Source organism: Catalinimonas locisalis, assembly GCF_038039535.1.
GTDB lineage: Bacteria > Bacteroidota > Bacteroidia > Cytophagales > Cyclobacteriaceae > Catalinimonas.
Genome location: NZ_JBBPHP010000057.1, coordinates 1 through 21,780 on the forward strand (window position 1 = coordinate 1; position 21,780 = coordinate 21,780).

Genomic DNA, 21,780 nt, shown 5'->3' on the forward strand with positions numbered 1-21,780 from the left:
CTGCTCCTCTTTTCCCTCATAACATTTTAGCTCATCCTTTCAATCCAATCCTGCTTCACCAAAATTTAGGAAGAGCCAATATGCTCCGGTACAAGTCAACATCAACAGCTTTAGGGGGTCAGCATCTGCCGGAATGGCATGCGTTTCAAGCTCAAAAAGAGCATTGAGTGTCTAAATTCTCTATCGGATCTGAGGGGTCAACATGCTCCGGTTTATCCACTTTCCATATCATCCGCTGTATCACTACCTTCTACGCCATTTAAATGAGCAATGACGGAATTTTCCATCTTTTCAACCCCTGAACAGTAGTAAGTACTATGACATAATAATTTTGCCATTAGAAATTAACTTATTGTCCTTGTGTTCCACGAGGACACAACGTAACGGGCGTTTTAAAACGCCATTCTCCCACATCCTCGCCGGGACGCCGGTCGTCACAGACAAGGATGATTAACTTTAAATTCAAAGTTTAAATTATATCTGTCGGACTACTTACTTAGTACGCATGGCATATCATTAGTTTAGATTCACACTTACTTATATGACATTTTATTAGAGAGATAGTTTATAAAAAATAAACTTATTAATCATGGTCCTGTGTAGCAAAACACCTAATCTAATTCATCATAATGATGTCATGGATTAAATCTCTTACTTTTTTAGCTTCTGGTACAGGGAAAAGCATCCATACATGGAACATTTCTTCAAACTCATAATAATGTAAATTAACTTTTGCTTCTTTGGACAGCTCTCTAAGTTTTCTTGCATCAGCTACCAATATTTCATCCCCACCGATAAATAAATAAATATCTGCTAACCCATTTAGATCGCCGTAAATTGGAGAAATCATATAGTTTTTTCGGTCTTCACCTCTTGCATATAACTTACCGGATTCAATCAGTGACCTTTTTGACAGAAACTTATCTCTCTTCTCAAAAAAGTTGATCTCAGGATTTTTCATAGTAACATCGAGCCAAGGAGATAATAAGATCATGCTTTTGGGCTGAGAACGTTTCACCTGCTTCAGGTGTTGAGCAAGCGCTAGTGTCAGCCCCCCTCCGGCAGAATCTCCCATCAAAATGATTTTTGATGCATCCACTTCCTTTGACAATGCTTGATAAGCGGCTAATACCCAATGAAAGGTTTCCTTGTAGCCACTATTTGGTGCAATTGGATAATCCATGATCGTAAGTGTTGTGCCAGATTCTACCGCTATTTTATTGATAAAACTCCAATGTGGATAGGTAATCCCCATTTTATAAGCTCCTCCATGTAAATAAAAGAGCATCTGATCATTCTTCACTGCAGTAGGAATAATGGTAAATATATTATGACCTTCTATCTGGCAGGTTTTCACCTGGTTATTTTTGTAGATTTTCTTGGGGGGGAAAGAAAAGACAACATGGCGAGATAGGTTGATATTGAGTTCAGGGCTGGCATTAGCCTTTTTCCTAAAAAAAGATCCGAAAAATAACTTAATCAACCGACTCTGTATGCTTGCCATAATTACTTTTATAAGATATGCTGCATCTTAACACAGACGGTTTGGTCGCTAGGATAACACCACATTTAGATGTGAAAAAACTTTTGCAGATTAGCCCCTTTGAGCAACCTGAAGTGAATATACAATAAAATAGCTGCTACTGGTAATACACTAAAAAATGCTATGGCACTCCAGCCAAAACGGAAGTGGTTAGTCAAATAAAGGGAAATGATGTTTTCTACAGCCATTGTCAGTATTCCCATAGCAAGAAAAATATAAGCGACTACATTAAAACCCTTCTCTTTAGTTTGTCTGAGCGTGATGATGAATGCCAGCAAAACTACTAAAACTGCTAAAAGTAAAGGCAGACCTAAAGAAAAGGCCCATGACAGCTGATGATCCAGTACATCCAGTACAAGTATACAGGCTGCAGTGGTGAAAAATATGCTGAGGATTTTAATGAATGGGCGGTGCTTCAAAAAAGAAAATATAGAAAAAAGAATAAAAATAGTGATAGCTCCGGTAACCACATACCAGGACCAGCTAAGCATACCATTAATAATAATATTTAAAACTACAGTTGATAACACACCTGCACCAAGAATGATAGAAAATACTTCCCATATTAGTTTTCTTCTTTGATAGAGATCCAGTTTGTTAATTTCAGTCTGTAGCTCCTGCCTTTCCGGTCTCTTTTGAAAACGAATGGAGCCGTTTTCTCGAGCTTCTTTCATGACAGTATACCCGCACAGAGGGCAATAATTCATATTTTGCTCCAAGCTAACACCACAGTTTTTGCAATGGATCATTATTCCATACTAAATGGTTTAACAATTTGAGAGGATACCCCCTGATCAGCTAAAAATCCAAAAAATCTATTTTCCAACTCCATAGAAGTGGAGATATTCCCAAAACTTAATACTAACTTATCATCAAAGCCAATGATACCACAACTCACTTTTAGTGTTTTGGGAGGAGGAGGAGCTGTGAATATCAGGTAATCAATATAAGGATTAACTTCCGCAGAAAAATCAACCTTTCCTAAATTGGTAATGACTCCACTGTAGAGAGCAGGACCCAGAGAATTATGCTTCAGATTTAAAAACATGTTCTTTAAAAAAAGAGGAAGACTTCTAACTTCCAGTCTTTTCTCTCCTCCAACATTCCGCGAGATCACTTGATTCACTTGTTTTTTATCTGCTTTCAGCTGGATGAAATGGTGCACCTTTTTTAGGATTTCATCAAAGGTATATTGGCCCATTCTCAGATCAATCTCAGGTCTTACAAATAAAGAGAAATTCCGCATTGTCTTTGAAGGATAAATAGCGCGTAGATTAATGGGTACATTAATTCTTAAGATTTTATGGGATTTTCTTTTCTCCGTCTCATCTAGCTTCTCAAAAATTTGCTGCAGTACCATCAGGTATACCGATACCAAGTAAACGGTGATACTGTAACTTTTTTCTTTGACCGCTTTTAATACTTCTTTTAGTGGCAAAATAGTAATCTGAGTCTCAAATCGAGGTTTCTTTTTTAAAGAGTAGGGCAGATGAAAAGCCGGGGGTATTTTAGAAACAAGCGGTGAATCTTTGCGGAAATAACGCTGGTAAGCATCTTCAAATTCCTCTTCTTTCACTGCCTCTTTAGGCCTGGCGTATTCAACTTCATCAGAAATGTGCGTTCCACATTTCTCGAAGTAGGTCATCAAAATGGATTTCAGAAACATCAGACCTCCTGAACCATCGGTAAGTATGTGAGAGAATTCCACGCTGATTGTATTATTCCTGACCAGTATTCTGTTTAATAAGTCAGAGGATTGAAAGCTTCTGCAAAACCCCTGATCATCCACCTCTACAGAAAAAGGAAGGTGTATCGTCTCTAAGTAATACCAAAAAAGACCTTTTTTGAGTCTGACTTTGTAGTATGGAAAACGGTCTTCAAGTGCATTTAAAGCCTCAAACAGTGGTTTAATCCTTACTCTCTCCTTTAATACAGCAGCCATTCTAAAGACTGCTGTATATTCTTCATTGAGGGTAGCAGGGAATATTTTGGCTGCATTATCCAGGGGAAACCAAAAATCTTCTACCTGATTGCTTATAAAATCTTTCTCTTCTTGCACTAATGAAAAAAATTATCTGCACAAATTATAGGGTATCAAAGTCAGGATGGCTTCAACTCAACTAAAAATAATACCTCTCCTGTTTTAATCAACCAGCGTTTTACTGCCTTTGTTGTGGGTGATGATCATTTGGGCAGGAATATCTGTTTCATCATCTTTTATTGTTCTATCTGTTAAAGATGTATAAATCACAAGTAGCCTAATTCCTCGGGACACTGCCCTGGAAACTCAAGTCCATGGTTCTACTCTGAGGGTTAATAGTATTTATTATGAAGTGTATTATTCTAATTTAACACAATTACAATGAAGAAGTTTTTTTTACTTTATTATTTTCAACAGCGACTTACTTTTCAATACTTTGTGCCGGATTTGCAACAAGACGTGAGTTTTGAAGTCACCAATCTGGACATACGCCCGGAATTTGAAGTGTTGAAAAGCTACTTTGCTAAAACTACCCGCTCCAGGCAAGTTAAAGTACATATACTCTTGCATATCAAAGGACAGGATATCTTTAGTAAACAGGCAGTATCTGATACTATTGACAAGATCAACCAGGAAATGATAGAGAGTGTCCGATTCAGATTTATCAATAAAGAAATAGTCAGGCTAAAACCTTTATCTAACGATAGTGGAAAGATGCTAAATCTCCAACAACTTATCAGAAGGGCAATTTATGGTATAACTCTGAGCAACAGTTATTGGATGAATTGCTACAGCTACAAAAAGTAAAGCATTTCCTACAGCTTCAGTATCTTTCAAAAAGACATGATTCCAGCATACTCAAGCTCCGTTTTGTACTTGATCCCTTTTCTTTTATTTTCCTGCTCACTGGAAGGGAACAATATCATGTAGTTTGGGAAACTTTGGATACTGAAGAAGCTACTTATCTGTGGCATATTGATAAAAACATAGATTCTCTCAAGCAGAAATTGACAGCCTGCTCAATCTTATCCGTAATCATGGAAGACAGGCTTATTTGGACAAAGAATCTTCCAATTTCAGCCGTATCCAGCATGACTATGCTGATACAAGAACTGGGTTTATGAAGTGGAAAGGTATATTGGAAGAGAGACTGGTGTAAAAACTTAATCAGAGTTTTTGATCCTCCCATAGTTTAGTTTTTAAATAAATCTTTGAACAAAAGAAGCAGGTCTTCCTTGACAAGTTGATAGTCAGGAAAATCTTGTCCTGGTATTTGATGAGCCAAGCTATTGTTCCAGGCTGCTTGCAATCGCCTATCATTATCTTCATTGATCATCTGGTCATTACCAGTAAATTCCAACCCTTTGAATTTCATTTTCTGATAAAATGCTTCTACTATTTCTGTCCAGTTAAGATTGGCTACATTTTGTGATAGATACCAAATGTCATAAAAGTCTCGTGGGGCGGTATAAGAGCGTTGGATGAGTGAGCGTAGTTTCTCTGCTAATACTTCCTGAAGCGAATAGCAAGGAATAGATTGTGCAATTTCCGAGAGGCTATCGCTGTACTCATGATAAACTGATTTTTCTACATGAGAAAAGATCATTTCCTCATAGAGTATAATCTCTATCTTAATGGAAGTATGCCAACGTTGTGGAGGAGGTAGAGTTTGATTCCTGGGATGATCAGCACCCCAGAATTTAATGATGGCTGAAAAACCAGTAGGTTTGGCTTTGAACCTAAGTTGTTTCAGCTCATGCACGTAGAGGGGTATTTCTGCTCTCTTTGTATCCAGGTTGATTATCTTGTTAAGAAGCTTTGTAACCAGTCCGAAACTTTCATCAATAGTTGTGAAATCCAGATCTTCTGAGAAGCGACCATCGTGGAACGATAGTCTTCAAAATAACATTTCCGAAGACTGGTGCCTCCTTTAAAGATTAGGTTTTTCCTGCATTCAGGAATAGAGAATATGGCATCTATGAAGTGACTCAATACCCAGTCTTTATCAATGGTTGTTCTGGCAACCCCTTTCTGTTGGGCTATTCTCTCTATCTCCTTTTTTAGTATCACTAATATTGTTTATTTGTTATTTCCAGCAATGCTTCTTTTGAAATATTTAGTCTGAGCCTCCATGCTGCGTTGAAGGCTCCGGTATCCGGGCCTTGTGGATCAAAGGGATTATAAGCTTCTTTTACCTGACTTTTGGCAAAGTGGATGAAAGTCTTCATACCTTTCTTTTCCAGTATCTCAGCCAGGTAACCCATACGTTTGGTAGCGGCTCGGTTGTTCACTGCTTTGCAGTAAGCTATCATTTTTTCAGCGGATAGCTTAGCATGGGCAAAAGCCCTGATCAACTCGGCATAGCCACCGGAATATTGAGGAAGGTCGAAGCAATCCACTATGGTTTTTTCCACATCAGTCATTGCAAAGCGATAATTACCATAGCCTTCTTTGGTGATACCAGTTCTTTTACCAGGAGTTATTTTAATAAACTTATAGGTGACTCCAAAGATTACTTTCTCAGATTTTACTTTTGTAGTCTGAACAGCTTTGTTGCAACGTTGATTTGGCTCTAGATGCGGTTTTCACTCTAGAATAGTCAAGAAAATGGCTGTTTATAGCTTTTACTCTCCACTAAAAGGAGGAAACACTTCGTTTCCAGTGTTTTAACCGTTGCAACAAAGCCAGTCTGAACAAAGACTGTATTGGGAAACTGTTCTGTTAAGCCATGTAAATTTAGAGCGGACCAGTAGGCAATGGCACCGTCCGGCACCAGAAAAGTCCCGATTGCTTTTTCATCTCTAAAATTAGGTTTGCAGTATTTTCCTCTTTCTATTCTGGATAAAACTTGTTTGTGTACAAGGTTTTCTACCAACTCATTGATATCATCAAACTCCTCTGAGGCAAGGTCCTTTAACTCTTGAAGGGTGAATATGTCCATTTCATACTCGTCCAGCATCAGCATCAGAATAATTTGAGCTTGGGTTAGATTTTCTGAAATGTAAGTGCTTCTTGCCATTATATTTCATTTATGTATAAACCCTAATATGTGGGGTTTATCTCATATCAAAACATAATGTTAATATACAATTTGTTAAATCCCAAGTTGCAAGTAGAATAATTACGCTTTACATAATGAGGATATGGGAATCTAAATGGATAACTGCAAGTATGATTGTAAAAAGGTAAGGCTGCTCTTCAAAGATTTTATTAATATTGATCTACATGTATTTCTCATTCAACACTTCTGCCATCCAGTTTTAAATCTATAGGGTTCTTTCAGTTCATATCCTTAAGCTTCCATCCGATAATGGAAAGAAATAAACTTATTTCTAGGTTCACCACATTCTAATCAGTTTACCAAAGTGTATAAATTTACCCTGTTTTTAATAGATACTAAAACGTACCATTGAAGCATATTTGATAGGATTAATAAGGTGAAATGGGGCACCGAATAGGTCACCGAATGATTTGTGTTAGTTTGGTTTTATTTGGTAACCTGAAAAAGAAAAAAGCCCTCAAAATCATAGGATTTGAAGGGCTTTGATGCGAAATGTCTCAATTTCCAGTGGAGCCGGAGGGATTCGAACCCTCGTCCAGTGAAGGCAACTATCGTGGATTCTACATGCTTAGCCTTTTTTGGATTGTCGGGTAGTGAATGGTAAGAGGCAACCGAACACTACCTTAACTGCGATTAAATTTCGCATGGGCATCACAGTCCTGCCCACACTAGTTCTTCATCTCGACACCCTGGACCCGGCGCTTAAAGAACAGAAGCACCGCAGGATGTGGCCCGGGAGCGTTGTCGCTCAACCGCGAAGCCCAAATTTTAACCTAGAGGGTTAAAATTAGGCAGCCATGGCGTAATTAGATTCGCCAATTATAGTGTTAGAGCTATTGATCAAGGCACTCACTCCATGTGCCTGCATGCTTACACACGTAACCACACATCCTGTCAAAACCGGTCGGCCCCGTGTATGCAATACTATAGACAAGTAAATTGCCCCCAAAGTTCATAAATTATTCACAATAAATCTAAAAAATAAAGGCGAATTGAAGGTAATTTATTAAAATGTCTGCCGGGCATTTTTCAAAAATTAACAGCCATACTTTCAGCGCTAAACCTAGTATCTCTAAACGCTAATCATTAATTTTGCCCCGTTTTGCTTTTTTACGGTCAAAACATACCTATTACAAAATTCTAATAAACTATGGAGCAACTATCCGACAGAATTAAGGCTATGGAAGAGTCGGCCACCATTGCCATGGCTCAAAAAGCACGTGAACTAAAATCAAAAGGGGCGGACGTCATTAGCCTGAGCCTGGGAGAGCCAGACTTTAAAACACCAGCACACATTTGCGAGGCGGCTAAAGCAGCGATTGATGAGGGTAAATATTTTACCTACTCTCCGGTGCCCGGTTATCTGGACCTGCGTCAGGCTATTGCCGATAAGCTGAAAAATGAAAACCAACTCACCTATACTCCCGAGCAGATAGTTGTTTCTACCGGTGCCAAGCAGTCTATTGCCAATACCTTTATGTGCCTGCTCAACCCCGGCGATGAGGTAATTGTCTATGCTCCTTACTGGGTAAGCTATGCCGAGATCATCAAACTGGCCGAAGGTGTACCGGTGTTTATCAATGGTACTATTGAGAATAACTTTAAAGCCACTGCCGAGCAGCTCAAAGCAGCTATTACGCCTAAAACCAAAGCGGTAATTTTCTCTTCTCCCTGCAACCCTACCGGCGCAGTTTTCAGCCGTGAGGAACTGGAAGCTATGGCCAAAGCTCTGGCTGACCGCCCTGATATCATAGTAGTAGCGGATGAAATTTACGAGCATATCAACTTCAGTGGTGAGCATGTAAGCATCGCTTCTATGCCCGGCATGATGGAGCGTACGGTTACTGTTAATGGTTTTTCCAAAGGTTTTGCCATGACCGGTTGGCGTCTGGGCTATATCGCCGCTCCGCTGCCGATCGCCAAAGCCTGCGGCAAAATTCAGGGGCAGTTTACTTCTGGTACCAATGGTATTGCACAACGTGCTGCCATCGCTGCTCTCAAAGGAGATATGACCGCTACCCAGGATATGGCCAAGGCTTATCTGCGCCGCAGAGATCTGGTGCTGGAAAAACTCAGGGAGGTTCCGGGCATCAAAACATATGTGCCTAATGGCGCTTTCTATATTTTCCCCGATGTAAGTGAGTACTTTGGCAAATCAGATGGAGAAACTAACATCAACGATGCCAGCGATTTCTGTATGTATATCCTGAATACTGCCCATGTCTCTCTGGTAACCGGAGATGCTTTTGGCGCACCTGAGTGTGTACGCTTGTCTTACGCTGCTTCTGATGAAGATCTGGTAGAAGCTATTCAGCGCATTAAAGACGCTTTAAGTAAATTGAAGTAATCAAGAAAAGAGAGTTCCTTCCATTGAAGGAGCTCTTTTCTGCTTATGAGAAAGTCTTTGGATGAGATTTTTGACGCTTTCCGCCAGCTTAAAGTGCTGATTGTAGGAGATGTGATGCTGGATGCCTATATCTGGGGAAAAGTGGATCGTATCTCACCTGAGGCTCCCGTGCCTATCGTACATGTCCGCAAGCGGGAAAAAAGATTGGGAGGCGCTGCTAATGTAGCCCTTAATGTACAAGCTATGGGCGCCGTGCCGCTACTTTGTGCTGTAATTGGCGATGACCATGCCGGAGACGATTTTATTGACCTTCTGCGCAAACAGGACATTACTGCCCAGGGCATAATTAAAAGTAAAAATCGCCTCACTACGGTAAAGGAAAGGGTAATTGCCGGTTCTCAGCAAATGCTAAGAGTGGATTCTGAAGACGATGAGTTGCTGAATGAAGAAGACCGGCTGGCACTGCTGAAAAGCATGGAGACATTGATTGCAGAAGCGGATGTGGTGATTTTTCAGGATTATGACAAAGGTGTGCTGAGCAAAGAACTGATACAGGAGATAATAGCTCTGGCTCAGAAACACAAGGTTCCTACCGCTGTAGACCCTAAGCGACGCAATTTCCTGCATTATCACAAAGCTACATTATTTAAACCCAACCTTAAGGAACTCAAAGAAGGCTTGCAGGCCGAGAATCTGGCCATACTTAAAGAGAAACACGAAACCTCACTGACCTTTGAGCAAGCTGTAATTCAGGCTTCTGATCGGCTTAAGGAACTGCTGGAAGTAGAGTGTACCTTTATTACTATGTCTGAAAAAGGAGTTTTTATCGATGCTACCTACGGAGAGAAGGAAGAAAAACATCTTATTCCCGCTCATATCCGTCAGATTGCCGATGTCTCCGGAGCAGGAGATACTGTCATTAGTATCGCCGCACTTTGTCTGGCGTTGAACCTTCCTCCTAAACTACTAGCCGGACTTGCCAACCTGGGCGGAGGCATCGTGTGTGAGTATACCGGTGTAGTCTCTATCCAACGGGACCGACTGCTGCAGGAAGCCCGAAAAGTACTTGATTCAAATACTTCGTCCTCATGAAGTTGAATAAAGATATCATCATAAAAAGGTTCAATAACCTTCTTTATGACAGTCGGCCTACTGTATTGCGCCTTGCCAGCATTATCAACCTGATCAGCTCTATTCTAGGATTGGCAGTATTGCTTTACAATTTCGGCTTCAGTCTTACCACAAATCAGATAGCCAATGTGTACCTGAGCATCCATATCATTTTATGGATTTTTCTAATTTCCTTTTTGCTGAGATGGCTTTATGCCTTTCGGCGTATCGACTTTATTAAGAATACACCCCTGGAATCGTCTATCATGGGGCTATTGATCATCAGGCAGATAGTACGTTTGTTCAGTGGCTCGGAAAATGATGTGTATCAATGGCTGGAAATTATCAGAAGCATTGATTTTTATCATTACTTTACCACTGCTCTGCTTCTCCTCTTACTTATTCTGGAGTTTTCCAAAGCAAGTGTAAACCTCAGTAATATCAAGATTCGGCCCAACGCAGCTTTCGTACTCAGTTTTTTGCTGCTTATCCTTACCGGAACAGGTTTGCTTATGCTTCCGGCTATGACTACTCAGCCCGGTGGTATGAACTTTATTGACGCACTTTTTACCTCAGTAAGTGCCAGTTGTGTAACGGGACTAATCGTAGTAGATACGGCTACTTTTTTTACTACGCGCGGACAAGTGGTAATTCTGATATTGATACAGATGGGGGGCTTGGGCATCTTATCTTTTGCTACCTTTTTTGCTTCCTTTCTGAGCGGTGGCTTAGGATTTCGCCAGAAAATGCTGATCCCGGATTACTTAGATACAGAAGCCATTTCATCCTCCGGCAGATTATTACGCGAAATTATTTTCATCACTTTCTTTATAGAACTGGGCACATGCATACTGCTCTTTTTCACCTGGAGTATTCCTTTTGACAGCTTGAGCGAGAAGATTTTTTTCTCTGTCTTTCATGCTATTTCTGCTTTCTGTAATGCTGGTTTCAGCATTTTTACCAATGGCTTATACGAAGAGGTAGTCCGCAATAACTACATTCTGCATATGGTCATAGCTGTTTCCCTTATTCTGGGCTCTATCGGATTTACGCCTATCAAAGATATTTTCTCTCCAAGCCGCCTGCGTGACCGACTGGAACACCCCTGGAGGGATTGGCACCTGAGCACCAAAATTGCGGTCAACGTAGCCATTGTCTTACTAGTTTCAGGCACTGCGCTATTCTACTGGATAGAAGAAGACAATGTATTGACAGATATGAACCTTACTGAGGCTTTAATGACCAGTTTTTTTCAGTCGGCAACCACCCGGACAGCGGGCTTCAATACAGTGGATTTTTCTCAGTTATCTGACCCTTCGCTGGTACTTTGTATGCTGCTTATGTTTATCGGAGGTTCATCTGCTTCAACTTCCGGAGGTATAAAGACTTCTACTTTTTACCTGATATTAGTATCCGTAATGGCCATCAGCCGGGGACAATCCCGTATTCATATCAGTAATCGCTATGTACCTGCTGACATTTTGTATAAAGCATTATCTATCTTTTTTTATGGGATTGCGATCAATGCTATCATGATCTTCCTGTTAAGCATGACAGAAGAAGGCATGAATATGATGGACCTGCTCTTTGAGCAGGTTTCCGCCTTTGGTACTGTAGGGCTGAGTACGGGTATCACTGCCAATCTGTCTACCGCTGGTAAGTCGCTGATTATTGTGTCTATGTTTTTGGGAAGGATAGGCATACTTACTTTTGCTGTAGCCCTCAGCACCCGGGTATCTACCGAAAACTTCAAATATCCTGCTGCTAACTTAATGGTAGGGTAGACTTTTACCAAAGTACTGTCCTGAATTTTATCAACTTCACCAGAATCTCTATTAAAACTTAATATTAAGTTAAATAATTTAAAAATAAGTTGACTAACTTAATATTAAGTTGTATACTTGTTTTAGCTGATCAATAAACTCAATAAGCGATGACTGAACTGACTAAGGCAGAGGAGAAAATCATGAAAATTCTCTGGGATATTGGAGAAGGTTTTATCAAAGATATACAGGCACAATATCCCGACCCTAAGCCTCCTTATAACTCAATTTCTACCATTGTAAGGGTGCTGGTGCAGAAGGAAATCGTAGGTTACCATGTATACGGCAATTCTCATCAGTATTATCCTCTGATTTCTAAGGAGGAGTACCGCAAAGGGCAGTTGTCCCGTTTGGTTTCAGACTATTATAATAACTCACTGAAGCAGGTTGTCAACTTTTTTTCGGAAAGTAAAAAGCTGGATGAAAAAGAACTGGATGAAGTAATGAAGATGCTGGAAAAGCTAAAATCAGAAAAAAATGAGTAGCCTTTTTATATACCTGTTAGAAGTCAGCGGAGTACTGTTGCTACTTTATACCTTATACTGGCTACTGCTCAGAAAGGAGACTTTCTTTGGCTTCAATCGTTTTTTTCTTTTGACCTCTCTAGCTTTCTCTTTTTTATTTCCACTATTGAGTTTTGATCTGCTACCTACATCAGCTACTGTAGTGGACCAACCTATCAGTAAGCTGCGGGATATGCGAATAGCTTACCACGATGTTTTTGACAGTTGGACCCATGAAAGCCTGAGCCACACTTTTGCTCAGGAAAAAACCGGTGTTTACTCAACTGGCACAGAAAACAGTGAGCAGGCATTGCTCCTGAACATAGCTTTGATCATGTATGGCCTTGGCCTTACTGCGGTTATGCTGAGGTTGTTATGGTCATACTGCTGGATTTTGAAACTTAAAAATTCCAGTCAGAAAGTGATCATCAACGGATTGAGAGTGGTCAAAGTATCTCATCAGATGGCACCATTTTCTTTTCTCAATTCAGTTTTTGTCCATCAGGCTATGCTGGATAGTAAAGATTTTGACCAGGTACTGGCGCATGAAAAAACGCATATACAGCAAAGACATTCTTTGGATTTACTCATTGTTCAACTGGCAGCCGCCCTGCTATGGTTCAATCCGGTGGTATGGCAGCTCATAAAATCTCTCAAAGAAACACATGAATATATAGCCGATAAAAAAACGATAGATCAGGGTTACTCCTTAGTTACGTATCAGACCTTGCTTTTGAGACAATTGATCAGCGTCAACTCTTACGGGTTGATACATAACTTTAATTTATCATTTGTTAAAAAAAGAATAACCATGATGACTATAGAAAAATCAGGATGGGCCGGTAAAGCCAAAGTTGCACTTGCGCTATCTGCCAGCATTGTTTTTAGCTTACTTATGTTGCAGTGTAATACCGCCTCAGACGAGCCGCTCATGTCAGCGTCAAATACTTCTGCGCTGAGCGTTCCGGTTTTACCCTCCTCCGCAGCAGGAGAGTTTAATTGGAGTACGGAAAACACGCTCAAGCTGCGCATTTCAGACAATAAAGTGTGGATCAATGATGATCTTGTAGCAGTAGATCAGATCATCTCAGTAGTAAAGAATTTGTCTGACAAAGATGATGCGATTGTCACACAGATCGCCCGGAATCAGTCTATGGAGTTGGTACGCGAAGTACAAAATGAATTGAGGAAGGCAAATCGTTTGAAAGTCATCTATCTGGGTCAAAGCGCTGATGGAGAACAGATTGCCGTTTCTATCGTTCTCCCTCCCGCTCCGGAGATTGAGGATGAAGTAGGCTATCGCATCCCTAAGATTACGGATGAATACGCTAAAGAAAATAACATCAGTATGCTGAAAATTCAAATGCGTGAAGATGAAAGCGCTGCTGATCAGCAAAAAGTATATGCATTTGCCAAAGAGCAAATAGCACAACAAAATACCAATTATGTAGTCAGTGCCCGCTTTGACGACAATGATAGCTACAAGGATTATTTAGTGAGTTTATACCATCTGAAAGAGGCATTTTATCAAATTTATGATGAGCGTGCTCAAGAGATGTATGGTATCAGATTTTCTGAAATCTCCCAGAATCGTTCAGCCAGTGAGGAATATCAATCCATGTACGATGCCATACGCCAGGGTCTACCCATGGCCATTTCCATCGCTGAAGACTGATAAGTGTGGTGAATATATTGATAAAAAGAAAAGGGACTCATTGATGAGTCCTTTTTTTTATGAAGTTACCATCTAAACATTCCTATTCCAGAAGTAGGGCGTAAACAGGATCAGCACAGTAAAGAGCTCCAGTCTTCCCAGGAGCATGAGAAAAGAAAGTATCCATTTGGCAGCAGCAGGAAGGTGGGCAAAATTATCTACCGGCCCCACTGTACCAATGCCAGGGCCTATGTTACCCAGCGAAGTAGCTACTGAACCTACAGCCGTCATAAAATCTACCCCTATCAAGGCAATGGCTACTGAGCCCACCGCAAAAATGGTAATGTAAATGATAAAGAATGCCAGTACGTTGAAAGTAATATCCTGGGTAATAGCGTTACCATTAAGACGTACCGGAATGATGGCTGAGGGGTGGACCTGCCTTTTCATCTCCAGTATACTGTTTTTGAGCAGTACGATATGCCTGACAATTTTCACCCCTCCGGCAGTAGAACCTGCTGAGGCGCCAATAAACATGAGCAGGAAGAAAATTACGGTCAGCAAAGGAGCCCAGGAGGTATAGTCAGCGGTAATGTAGCCGGTAGTACTAATCACCGATACTACCTGGAAGGCGGCATCCCGAAAAGATTTTTCCAGTCCTGCATCGCTCACCACATAGATAGCGACAGTACTGATCAGAATGATGATGAGTACTGAAAAAAGATAGTAACGAAACTCCTCATTCTGCCACACTTTATTGAAAGCCCCTTTAAAGGCAAAGTAAGTCAAAGAAAAACTGGTACCTGCCAGAAACATAAAGATGGTAATCACATATTGTAAATAGGCAGAGTCATAGAAAGCAATACTGGCATTCTTGGGAGAAAAGCCTCCGGTAGCCATGGTCGTCAGTCCGTGGTTGATAGACTCGTAGAAGTTCATACCTCCAAACATCAGCAGCACCGTTTCCAGTACAGTCAGGCCTATATACAAAAGCCATAACCTTTTGGCAGTGTCTCGGATACGAGGCTTAAGCTTATCGGGGGTTACTCCCGGAGCCTCTGCTACAAAGAGCTGCATACCTCCAATGCCCAGAATTGGGAGAATGGCTACTGCCAGTACGATAATGCCCATACCCCCTATCCATTGCGTCAGGCTTCGCCAGAACAAAATATCTTTGGGCAGCGCTTCAATGTCGGTAAGTATGGTAGCTCCGGTGGTGGTAAAACCTGAAATAGACTCAAAGAAGGCATCGGGATAGGAAGGAATAGTGCCGCTGAATACATAGGGTAGCGAGCCGAAGAAAGACATCAGCAGCCAGTTTAAGGTCACTACCAGGTAGCCGTCCTTGCTTCTCAACTCTTTGTTTTTCTGCTTTCGGGTAGCCAGCCAGGTGGTTAGCCCTACTGTAAAAGATACGCCCGAAGCCGCAAGTATAGCTTCCCAGGCAGATTGATCATAAAAAAAAGAGACTAAAAGACAAAGGAGCATGAAGCCCCCAATAAACATCAGCAGTGCCCCCTGGATATTGATGATAACCTTCCAGTTAAATTTCATTTAAAGAACTTTTCAACATCCGACAAGCTTTCTCTTTTGCTCAATATTACTACGCGGTCGTTAGGCTCAAACTGAAAATTACCCATGGCTACCTGACCTTTACCTTTTCTAACCACTCCACCGATCACTGCATCTTTAGGAAACTCTAAATCTTTGATCTGCTTATTGACAATTCTACAATTATTATTCACCTCATACTCCAGAATTTCTGCCTCCACTCCGTGTATACCCGTGATGGAAACCACATCTCCTTTGCGGATATAGCGGAAGATAAAGTTGGCGGCAATGAGCTTTTTGTTGATCATCGTGTCCACGCCTATGTTCTGGCTCAGGTGGATATAATCAATATTCTCTACCAGGGCGATGGTTTTCTTCACGCCCTTGTCTTTAGCTACCAGGCAGCTGATAATGTTGGTTTCCGAATCTCCGGTAAGGGCCAGAAAAGCGTCCATATTACCCAAGCCTTCTTCTTCCAGTATCTCCACATCCCTGCCATCTCCATTGATGATCAGTGACTTGGGAAGCTGATCTGCCAGCTCAAAACATTTGTCTCTGTCTCTCTCTATCAGCTTTACATTGTAATTGGTGCTCAGCTTACGTGCAGTATGATAGGCAGCCTTGCTTCCGCCCAGGATCATGATATTCTTGATCTCAATTTTCTTTTTACCGGTAAGGTCCAGTACTCTGTCTATACCATTTGGCTCAGCAATGAAGTACACATGGTCATTAGGCTCAATACGGGTATCTCCACGAGGAATGATAGTCCGCCCATCCCGAAGAATGGCTACGGTAACAAAAGTATTGTTAGGATTGAGGCGAGAGGTTTCGGCCAGTGAATGATTCAACAGTGGGCTATCTCTGTCAATAGTAATCCCTATCAGAGACAATAAGCCCTGATCAAACTCAAAAGTATCTGTTACGGCAGCGATGCGTAACAGACGCCTTATCTCCCGGGCCGCCAGCGATTCAGGTGAGATCAGTTCGTCTATCCCTATTTTTCGCAGATCAAGAGTTTCTTTGCTCATCAGATACTCTTCGTTGGAAATCCTTGCCACTGTTCGCTTGGCACCTAATTGCTTGGCAATCACCGAGGTAGCCAGGTTCACTTCTTCCGACTCTGTTACGGCGATCAGCAGATCTGCTTCTGCTACATTAGCATCTTTAAGCACCCTGAAGGAGGTAGAACTACCTCTGATGGTGGAAACATCCAGTTGACTTCCCAATTGTCGCAAACGCTCCTGGTTAAGATCAATCACAATGATGTCCTGGTTTTCATAAGCCAGAAGCTTAGCCAGATGTTTTCCTACATCTCCTGCACCCGCAATAATAATTCTCATATTATCCCTTCTATTCTAATGCTGAAAATTTGCACAAATATATAACAGTTTGTGCATTACTCTTGGTTCTTATTACCAGAATCCATAAAAGTCCATACTTTATCAGGCGTAATGGCATGAGAAAGCTGCATGTCCAGGGGGCTCACGTCTGTAATCCTCAGGATAGGAGGAAAAAAAGAAAGCCCTACTTTGAATGTATCTGGCAAACACTTGCTCAAAAAAACGTCATAATAGCCTTTTCCATAGCCTACTCTGTGCCCTTGTCGGTCAAAAGCCAGTAGGGGCAGCAGCACCAAATCGATATCCTGTTCAGCTACTGTAACCAGAGATGCTCCCTGTGGTTCAGGAATACCCCATGCATTTTCTACACATTTTACTTCTCTCTTCAACTGAAAATGCTGCATGCTATTATCCTCCAGGCTGCTCCTGGGTACCACTACCTGAATATTGTGGTCATGCAGCCACGCGATGATAGGCCAGGTGTTGACCTCTTTATTTTTGAGGATGGGAAGAAAACAGTGTACTGATTTGGGCTTCTCCTTTTTCAAAAAAGATATGGTCTGCTCATACAGCTTTTGGTTGGCAAGCTGGTATTCATCTTCGCTCATGCGCTTTCGCTGCCGGCGAAAATAGTTACGAGCTTCAGTTTTGGTCAAGGCTACTCAGTTTCTTCGTGGAGAATATAAAAGCTAAATTCCAACGGATCAAAATGCTCCATTACTTCATCCAGAAAAGCAGGATTGTTGATATAAAAGTTCAAAAAGTTCTCTTTACGCTCCTGCAGGCTATCACCAGGGAATAGTTTTTCTTTCAGACTCTCCAGTTGCTTTACGTGTATCTCCTGGTTTTGCTCTTCCGACTTCTTCAGGCGCTTTTCAATGCTTTGTAAAATTTTGAGCGTGTTTTTCTCTTCTTTACCCACGAAGCCTTCCAGGCTTTTGTCCACCTTCATAGCCTTGGCTCTTACAGCATTAAATACTTCCGCCATAGCCTGCTGCTCCTCGGCCAGAGAAAGGCTGTTTTCCGCATTGGCCTCCACAAATTTTCTGATCAGGCTTTGGGTATCCAGAAAAAGATCTCTGGTCTGCACGGGCACCTTGTGCAGCTTTCTGCCATTACTTTTATTGATCACCAAACCGAAGTTACGCGGTAGCAGTATAGGAAAAGGAAGCTGATAATGTTCAAAATTAGTTTTGAGTTGCAGCCAGTACGCCAACTCGGAGGGGCCGCCTACGTAGGCGAGGTTAGGAAGGATAGTCTCCTGATAGAGAGGGCGGAGGATCACGTTGGGACTGAATTTCTCGGGATGCTTTTCCAAGGCTTCCAGCAGTTCTGCTTCTGTGAACCTGATCTCAGTGTTCAGCACTACGTATTGGTCATCTATTTTTTCAATCCGCTCCCGCAATTGCTCATCCAGATAGAAAAGGTTGATTTCTCTTGGAAAGACCTGCGTTTTGTAGCCCAGATCTTCCAGTTCACCCGAGCATGCTTCCACCTGCTTTTTTGAGGTATGATTGAGTAAATCATCTTTCATCACCGAACGAAAATCTGCCTTCAGTTCGGCATGATCAGCGTCCAGTACCAGTAAGCCGTGCTTGCCAAACAAATCGTTGACGTAACATCGTACCGCATCGGCCAGGAATTTATGTTGCTTATAGGCTTTCTCAAACACCTCTACTTTGCCCGGCATTTCATCCAGTACGGATTGTATACTTTCGGTAATAAAGCGCCCTACCGCACCTTTCTGCTCGGTCTGCCAGCTATAATCCGTACCAAAAAGATGAAAATGGTTGATCTCTTCAAAGTCATGATCTTCTGAAGCCATCCAGTATACCGGCACAAAATGATAATCCGGATAGGCTTCGTTTAGCTGCTTACAACAATTAATGGTAGTGATGATCTTGTAGATAAAATAGAGAGGGCCGGTAAAGATATTGAGCTGATGTCCGGTAGTGACGGTAAATGTCTTGCTATCGCCCAGCTTTTCTATATTCTGCGTTACTGCCTTGGGTTGGGCTACGCTGGTATATTGCTTACGCAAAACTTCCTGCAGACGCTGTCGGCTGGCCGGGGAGCATGTTTTTTCCTGAAGCTGCACTTCAAAACTTTTCAGATCAGGCCGACGGGTATAAAATTTTTGGAGGCTGTCTTTATTGTTTATATAATCCAGAAAGATTTGTGAGAAGGTGCCGGTTTCCGAAAAGTTTAGTTTTTCTATGTTCATGGTTTTGCAGAATAATACTCTCTAGCGCAAAATAAAGAAATTGTCATGGCCCTAAAATGTTTGAGCATTCTTTCCGGCCTTGTAGTAGGTACGATGCTACAAAACTAATGTTTTTTTCTCCTTACATCCATCCTTTTATCCTTTACCGCTGTCTATATATAAACGCTGATCTTAGGGCTGCTTCTGGTGAATAGTTTTCATAGTTCCTATTTCACGTATGGTTTTTGTAATGAAAAAAACTTGTGAGCTTCACCTATATCCCCATCCCTCTATGAAAGAATTTTTCCTGACACTAGGAATATTACTGATTTATTTAAGTAGCAACGCACAGAACTATACCATAAGCGGCTATATTAAGGATAATGCCAACGGAGAGAGCCTGATCGGAGCCAACGTTATTGAACAGAACTCGCTTGATGGCAGTAGCAGTAACACTTACGGATTCTACAGCCTTACGCTCCCTGCAACCGACAGCATCAGTCTGCTTTATTCTTATGTAGGTTACCAGCCTCAGATCATTAGACTTTCTCTTAAAAAGGATACTACCCTGCACGTAGAACTTACTGAAAGTGCCATGCTGGATGAGGTGGTGATCTCCGCCGCGGATGCGGAAAAAATTCAGGAAGTGACCCAGATGAGCACTGTTTCTGTGCCCATAGAACAGATCAAAGCCTTGCCTGCTTTGCTGGGAGAGGTAGATGTACTAAAGACCCTTCAGCTTTTACCCGGAGTACAGTCAGGTAATGAAGGCACGAGCGGACTGTATGTAAGAGGAGGAGGCCCTGACCAGAACCTCATTCTGCTGGATGGGGTGCCGGTATACAATGCTTCGCATTTGTTTGGCTTTTTCTCCGTCTTCAATGCGGATGCCATCAATAATGTACAGCTTATCCGGGGAGGCTTCCCGGCCCGTTATGGCGGCCGCTTATCTTCCGTAATTGACATCAGTATGAAAGAAGGTAACATGAAAGAATTTCATGGCGAAGGTTCTATCGGGCTGATTGCTTCCAAACTTACCCTGGAGGGGCCTATTGTAAAAGACAAAACTTCCTTCATTATCTCCGGTCGCCGTACTTATATTGACCTGCTGGCCCGCCCGCTGATCAAGGCGCAAACGGGTGGAGACGAAGTGGTAGGTTATTATTTCTATGATGTAAATGCCAAGATCAACCATCGTTTCTCCGACAAAGACCGTTTATTCCTGAGTACTTACCTGGGTGATGACCGCTTTTATGCCCGCTATTATGATGAAGATATCCAGAATGGGGTAACATTAGAAGATGAAGACGAAGCCGGACTGCGCTGGGGAAATATCACTTCAGCACTGCGCTGGAACCATATTTTTACGCCCAAGCTCTTCAGCAATACTACCCTCACGTATAGCCGCTATCGCTTTGATATCTCCGAAGAGTACCGCTATGAATACCTCAGCGATACTTCCGATCAGGTACTGGTAGACCAGGGCTTAGCCAAATACCTCTCAGGGATTAAAGACTTTGCGGCTAAAATAGACTTTGACTACCTGCCTTCTCCTCAGCATGGCATTCGTTTTGGTGTCAACGCCATTCACCATACTTTCCGTCCGGGTGCCTTAAACTACCAGTATGATGATGAATCCTACGGTGAGTCGCTGGATACGCTACTGGGCGCACAGGAAACTCGCGCCATAGAGTTTGCCGCTTATGTGGAAGATGACATAGAAATCAGCCGCAGGCTTAAAGTCAACGCAGGGGTTCACTTTTCGGGCTTCAGTGTAAATAATGAGCTGTATACTTCGGTGCAGCCCCGCATAGCCGGGCGCTATCTGCTCAATAATCAGACATCGCTCAAAGCTTCTTATGTACAGATGGCCCAGTTTATCCACCTGCTCACCAACTCCGGCATCGGTCTGCCTACTGACCTCTGGGTACCAGCCACGGAAAGGGTTAAGCCCCAGACCGCCCAGCAGATCGCCCTGGGAGGTGCTTACAACTGGAACAACAGCTACGAAATCAGCCTGGAGGGCTATTATAAAACGATGGATAACCTGATCTCCTATGAGGAAGGGGCCAGCTTTATTGATGTGAATGAAGACTGGCAGGATAAAGTGACGGTAGGTGAGGGGAGAAGCTATGGGGCAGAACTGCTTGTCCAGAAAAAGCAGGGGCGTACTACCGGCTGGCTGGGCTATACCCTCTCCTGGACCGACCGACAGTTTCCTGAACTCAACTTTGGTAAACGTTTTCCCTACAAATACGATCGCCGTCATGACCTTGGCCTGGCGGTAGTCCATAAGTGGAAAGAGCGCATAGACCTTTCTTTCACCTGGGTATTCGGTACTGGTAATGCTATCTCTTTGCCTACGGCTAAATACTCCGGCATGCCCAGAGACAACTATTATATGAACAACATTTATTATTACGGGGAGCGTAACAGCTACCGCATGAGTGCCTACCATAGGCTGGACGCCAGCATCACTTTCCATAAGAAAACCCGCTGGGGAGAAAGGTCCTGGGTATTTGGCGTGTACAATGCCTATAACCGCCGTAACCCTTTCTATCTGTACATAGATGAGAGTGGTGAGTACGGCCAGGAGGGTCAGTTTAAGCAGGTCAGTCTTTTCCCCGTCATTCCATCGTTCAGCTACCGCTTTAATTTCTAACG

20 protein-coding genes and 1 other RNA gene are annotated in these 21,780 nt (G+C 42.2%); 8 read left to right on the plus strand and 13 right to left on the minus strand.

The genetic code is table 11. From position 1 onward, the window contains the following. Positions 1-212: 212 nt before the first annotated feature. The 4 genes from WJR50_RS31215 to WJR50_RS31230 form a co-directional block, all read right to left on the minus strand. On the minus strand, positions 213-338 hold the full coding sequence (locus WJR50_RS31215; RefSeq protein WP_341297262.1) for a hypothetical protein: 126 nt from the start codon (positions 336-338) through the stop codon (positions 213-215). 278 nt (positions 339-616) lie between these two features. Then, positions 617-1,483, minus strand: a complete 867-nt coding sequence (locus WJR50_RS31220; protein ID WP_341297263.1) for an alpha/beta hydrolase fold domain-containing protein — start codon at positions 1,481-1,483, stop codon at positions 617-619. Between the two features lie 86 nt (positions 1,484-1,569). Next, positions 1,570-2,217, minus strand: coding sequence for a DUF6320 domain-containing protein (locus WJR50_RS31225; RefSeq protein ID WP_341297264.1), 648 nt, complete (start codon positions 2,215-2,217; stop codon positions 1,570-1,572). Between the two features lie 74 nt (positions 2,218-2,291). Next, complete coding sequence (locus WJR50_RS31230) at positions 2,292-3,602, minus strand: hypothetical protein (protein ID WP_341297265.1); 1,311 nt, start codon at positions 3,600-3,602, stop codon at positions 2,292-2,294. A gap of 303 nt (positions 3,603-3,905) precedes the next feature. Here WJR50_RS31230 and WJR50_RS31235 point away from each other — a divergent pair, with 303 nt between their 5' ends. Next, positions 3,906-4,331: a hypothetical protein gene (locus WJR50_RS31235; protein ID WP_341297266.1), complete on the plus strand. Its 426-nt coding sequence runs from the start codon at positions 3,906-3,908 to the stop codon at positions 4,329-4,331. Further along, the gene (locus WJR50_RS31240) at positions 4,301-4,648 is read left to right on the plus strand and encodes a hypothetical protein (protein ID WP_341297267.1); all 348 of its coding nucleotides are present in this window, start codon (positions 4,301-4,303) and stop codon (positions 4,646-4,648) included. The genes WJR50_RS31235 and WJR50_RS31240 overlap by 31 nt, the downstream gene beginning before the upstream one ends. Before the next feature lie 68 nt (positions 4,649-4,716). On the opposite strand, the gene WJR50_RS31245 is transcribed toward WJR50_RS31240, so the two are convergent. From WJR50_RS31245 to ssrA, 5 genes are all read right to left on the minus strand, one after another. Next, positions 4,717-5,385, minus strand: a complete 669-nt coding sequence (locus WJR50_RS31245) for a nucleotidyl transferase AbiEii/AbiGii toxin family protein (protein WP_341297290.1) — start codon at positions 5,383-5,385, stop codon at positions 4,717-4,719. Then, positions 5,325-5,594, minus strand: a complete 270-nt coding sequence (locus WJR50_RS31250) for a nucleotidyl transferase AbiEii/AbiGii toxin family protein (protein ID WP_341297268.1) — start codon at positions 5,592-5,594, stop codon at positions 5,325-5,327. The genes WJR50_RS31245 and WJR50_RS31250 overlap by 61 nt, the downstream gene beginning before the upstream one ends. Further along, entirely contained in the window at positions 5,594-5,947 is a 354-nt protein-coding gene (locus tag WJR50_RS31255) for a type IV toxin-antitoxin system AbiEi family antitoxin domain-containing protein (RefSeq protein WP_341297269.1), read from the minus strand. The genes WJR50_RS31250 and WJR50_RS31255 overlap by 1 nt, the downstream gene beginning before the upstream one ends. A 176-nt stretch (positions 5,948-6,123) precedes the next feature. Then, a complete protein-coding gene (locus WJR50_RS31260) occupies positions 6,124-6,543 on the minus strand; it encodes a type IV toxin-antitoxin system AbiEi family antitoxin domain-containing protein (RefSeq protein ID WP_341297270.1) in 420 nt (139 codons plus the stop codon). A gap of 547 nt (positions 6,544-7,090) precedes the next feature. Further along, positions 7,091-7,497, minus strand: a transfer-messenger RNA (tmRNA) gene (ssrA, locus tag WJR50_RS31265). A 238-nt stretch (positions 7,498-7,735) separates the two neighbouring features. Between ssrA and WJR50_RS31270 the strand changes: the two genes are divergently transcribed. The 5 genes from WJR50_RS31270 to WJR50_RS31290 all read left to right on the plus strand — a co-directional run bounded on the left by WJR50_RS31270 (position 7,736) and on the right by WJR50_RS31290 (position 14,043). Further along, positions 7,736-8,932, plus strand: coding sequence for a pyridoxal phosphate-dependent aminotransferase (locus WJR50_RS31270; protein ID WP_341297271.1), 1,197 nt, complete (start codon positions 7,736-7,738; stop codon positions 8,930-8,932). A 45-nt stretch (positions 8,933-8,977) separates the two neighbouring features. Next, a complete protein-coding gene (locus WJR50_RS31275; RefSeq protein ID WP_341297272.1) occupies positions 8,978-10,024 on the plus strand; it encodes a bifunctional heptose 7-phosphate kinase/heptose 1-phosphate adenyltransferase in 1,047 nt (348 codons plus the stop codon). Beyond that, positions 10,021-11,826, plus strand: a complete 1,806-nt coding sequence (locus WJR50_RS31280) for a TrkH family potassium uptake protein (RefSeq protein WP_341297273.1) — start codon at positions 10,021-10,023, stop codon at positions 11,824-11,826. The genes WJR50_RS31275 and WJR50_RS31280 overlap by 4 nt, the downstream gene beginning before the upstream one ends. 149 nt (positions 11,827-11,975) lie before the next feature. Further along, positions 11,976-12,350 carry a BlaI/MecI/CopY family transcriptional regulator gene (locus WJR50_RS31285; RefSeq protein WP_341297274.1) on the plus strand — a complete coding sequence of 125 codons (375 nt, stop codon included), beginning with the start codon at positions 11,976-11,978 and terminating at the stop codon, positions 12,348-12,350. Next, on the plus strand, positions 12,343-14,043 hold the full coding sequence (locus WJR50_RS31290) for a M56 family metallopeptidase (protein ID WP_341297275.1): 1,701 nt from the start codon (positions 12,343-12,345) through the stop codon (positions 14,041-14,043). The genes WJR50_RS31285 and WJR50_RS31290 overlap by 8 nt, the downstream gene beginning before the upstream one ends. Positions 14,044-14,115: 72 nt before the next feature. Here WJR50_RS31290 and WJR50_RS31295 read toward each other — a convergent pair whose 3' ends face one another. From WJR50_RS31295 to bshC, 4 genes are read right to left on the minus strand one after another with little or no spacing between them, the layout of a single operon-like run. Next, positions 14,116-15,576, minus strand: coding sequence for a TrkH family potassium uptake protein (locus WJR50_RS31295; RefSeq protein ID WP_341297276.1), 1,461 nt, complete (start codon positions 15,574-15,576; stop codon positions 14,116-14,118). Beyond that, on the minus strand, positions 15,573-16,913 hold the full coding sequence (trkA, locus tag WJR50_RS31300; RefSeq protein WP_341297277.1) for a Trk system potassium transporter TrkA: 1,341 nt from the start codon (positions 16,911-16,913) through the stop codon (positions 15,573-15,575). The genes WJR50_RS31295 and trkA overlap by 4 nt, the downstream gene beginning before the upstream one ends. A gap of 56 nt (positions 16,914-16,969) precedes the next feature. Continuing rightward, positions 16,970-17,569 (minus strand): 5-formyltetrahydrofolate cyclo-ligase, encoded by a 600-nt coding sequence (locus tag WJR50_RS31305; protein WP_341297278.1) that lies wholly within the window; start codon positions 17,567-17,569, stop codon positions 16,970-16,972. Positions 17,570-17,571: 2 nt separating this feature from the next. Next, positions 17,572-19,137 carry a bacillithiol biosynthesis cysteine-adding enzyme BshC gene (gene bshC / locus WJR50_RS31310; protein WP_341297279.1) on the minus strand — a complete coding sequence of 522 codons (1,566 nt, stop codon included), beginning with the start codon at positions 19,135-19,137 and terminating at the stop codon, positions 17,572-17,574. A gap of 271 nt (positions 19,138-19,408) precedes the next feature. Here bshC and WJR50_RS31315 point away from each other — a divergent pair, with 271 nt between their 5' ends. Then, positions 19,409-21,778, plus strand: a complete 2,370-nt coding sequence (locus tag WJR50_RS31315) for a TonB-dependent receptor (RefSeq protein WP_341297280.1) — start codon at positions 19,409-19,411, stop codon at positions 21,776-21,778. Positions 21,779-21,780: the final 2 nt, after the last annotated feature.

Bases quoted from the DNA above. Each gene is read 5' to 3' on its own strand.
- WJR50_RS31215 (WP_341297262.1), bottom strand. From the start codon at position 338: ATGGCAAAATTATTATGTCATAGTACTTACTACTGTTCAGGGGTTGAA.
- WJR50_RS31225 (WP_341297264.1), bottom strand. From the start codon at position 2,217: ATGAAAGAAGCTCGAGAAAACGGCTCCATTCGTTTTCAAAAGAGACCG.
- WJR50_RS31235 (WP_341297266.1), top strand. From the start codon at position 3,906: ATGAAGAAGTTTTTTTTACTTTATTATTTTCAACAGCGACTTACTTTT.
- WJR50_RS31255 (WP_341297269.1), bottom strand. From the start codon at position 5,947: ATGACTGATGTGGAAAAAACCATAGTGGATTGCTTCGACCTTCCTCAA.
- WJR50_RS31260 (WP_341297270.1), bottom strand. From the start codon at position 6,543: ATGGCAAGAAGCACTTACATTTCAGAAAATCTAACCCAAGCTCAAATT.
- WJR50_RS31270 (WP_341297271.1), top strand. From the start codon at position 7,736: ATGGAGCAACTATCCGACAGAATTAAGGCTATGGAAGAGTCGGCCACC.
- WJR50_RS31275 (WP_341297272.1), top strand. From the start codon at position 8,978: ATGAGAAAGTCTTTGGATGAGATTTTTGACGCTTTCCGCCAGCTTAAA.
- WJR50_RS31280 (WP_341297273.1), top strand. From the start codon at position 10,021: ATGAAGTTGAATAAAGATATCATCATAAAAAGGTTCAATAACCTTCTT.
- WJR50_RS31285 (WP_341297274.1), top strand. From the start codon at position 11,976: ATGACTGAACTGACTAAGGCAGAGGAGAAAATCATGAAAATTCTCTGG.
- WJR50_RS31290 (WP_341297275.1), top strand. From the start codon at position 12,343: ATGAGTAGCCTTTTTATATACCTGTTAGAAGTCAGCGGAGTACTGTTG.
- WJR50_RS31295 (WP_341297276.1), bottom strand. From the start codon at position 15,576: ATGAAATTTAACTGGAAGGTTATCATCAATATCCAGGGGGCACTGCTG.
- trkA (WP_341297277.1), bottom strand. From the start codon at position 16,913: ATGAGAATTATTATTGCGGGTGCAGGAGATGTAGGAAAACATCTGGCT.
- bshC (WP_341297279.1), bottom strand. From the start codon at position 19,137: ATGAACATAGAAAAACTAAACTTTTCGGAAACCGGCACCTTCTCACAA.
- WJR50_RS31315 (WP_341297280.1), top strand. From the start codon at position 19,409: ATGAAAGAATTTTTCCTGACACTAGGAATATTACTGATTTATTTAAGT.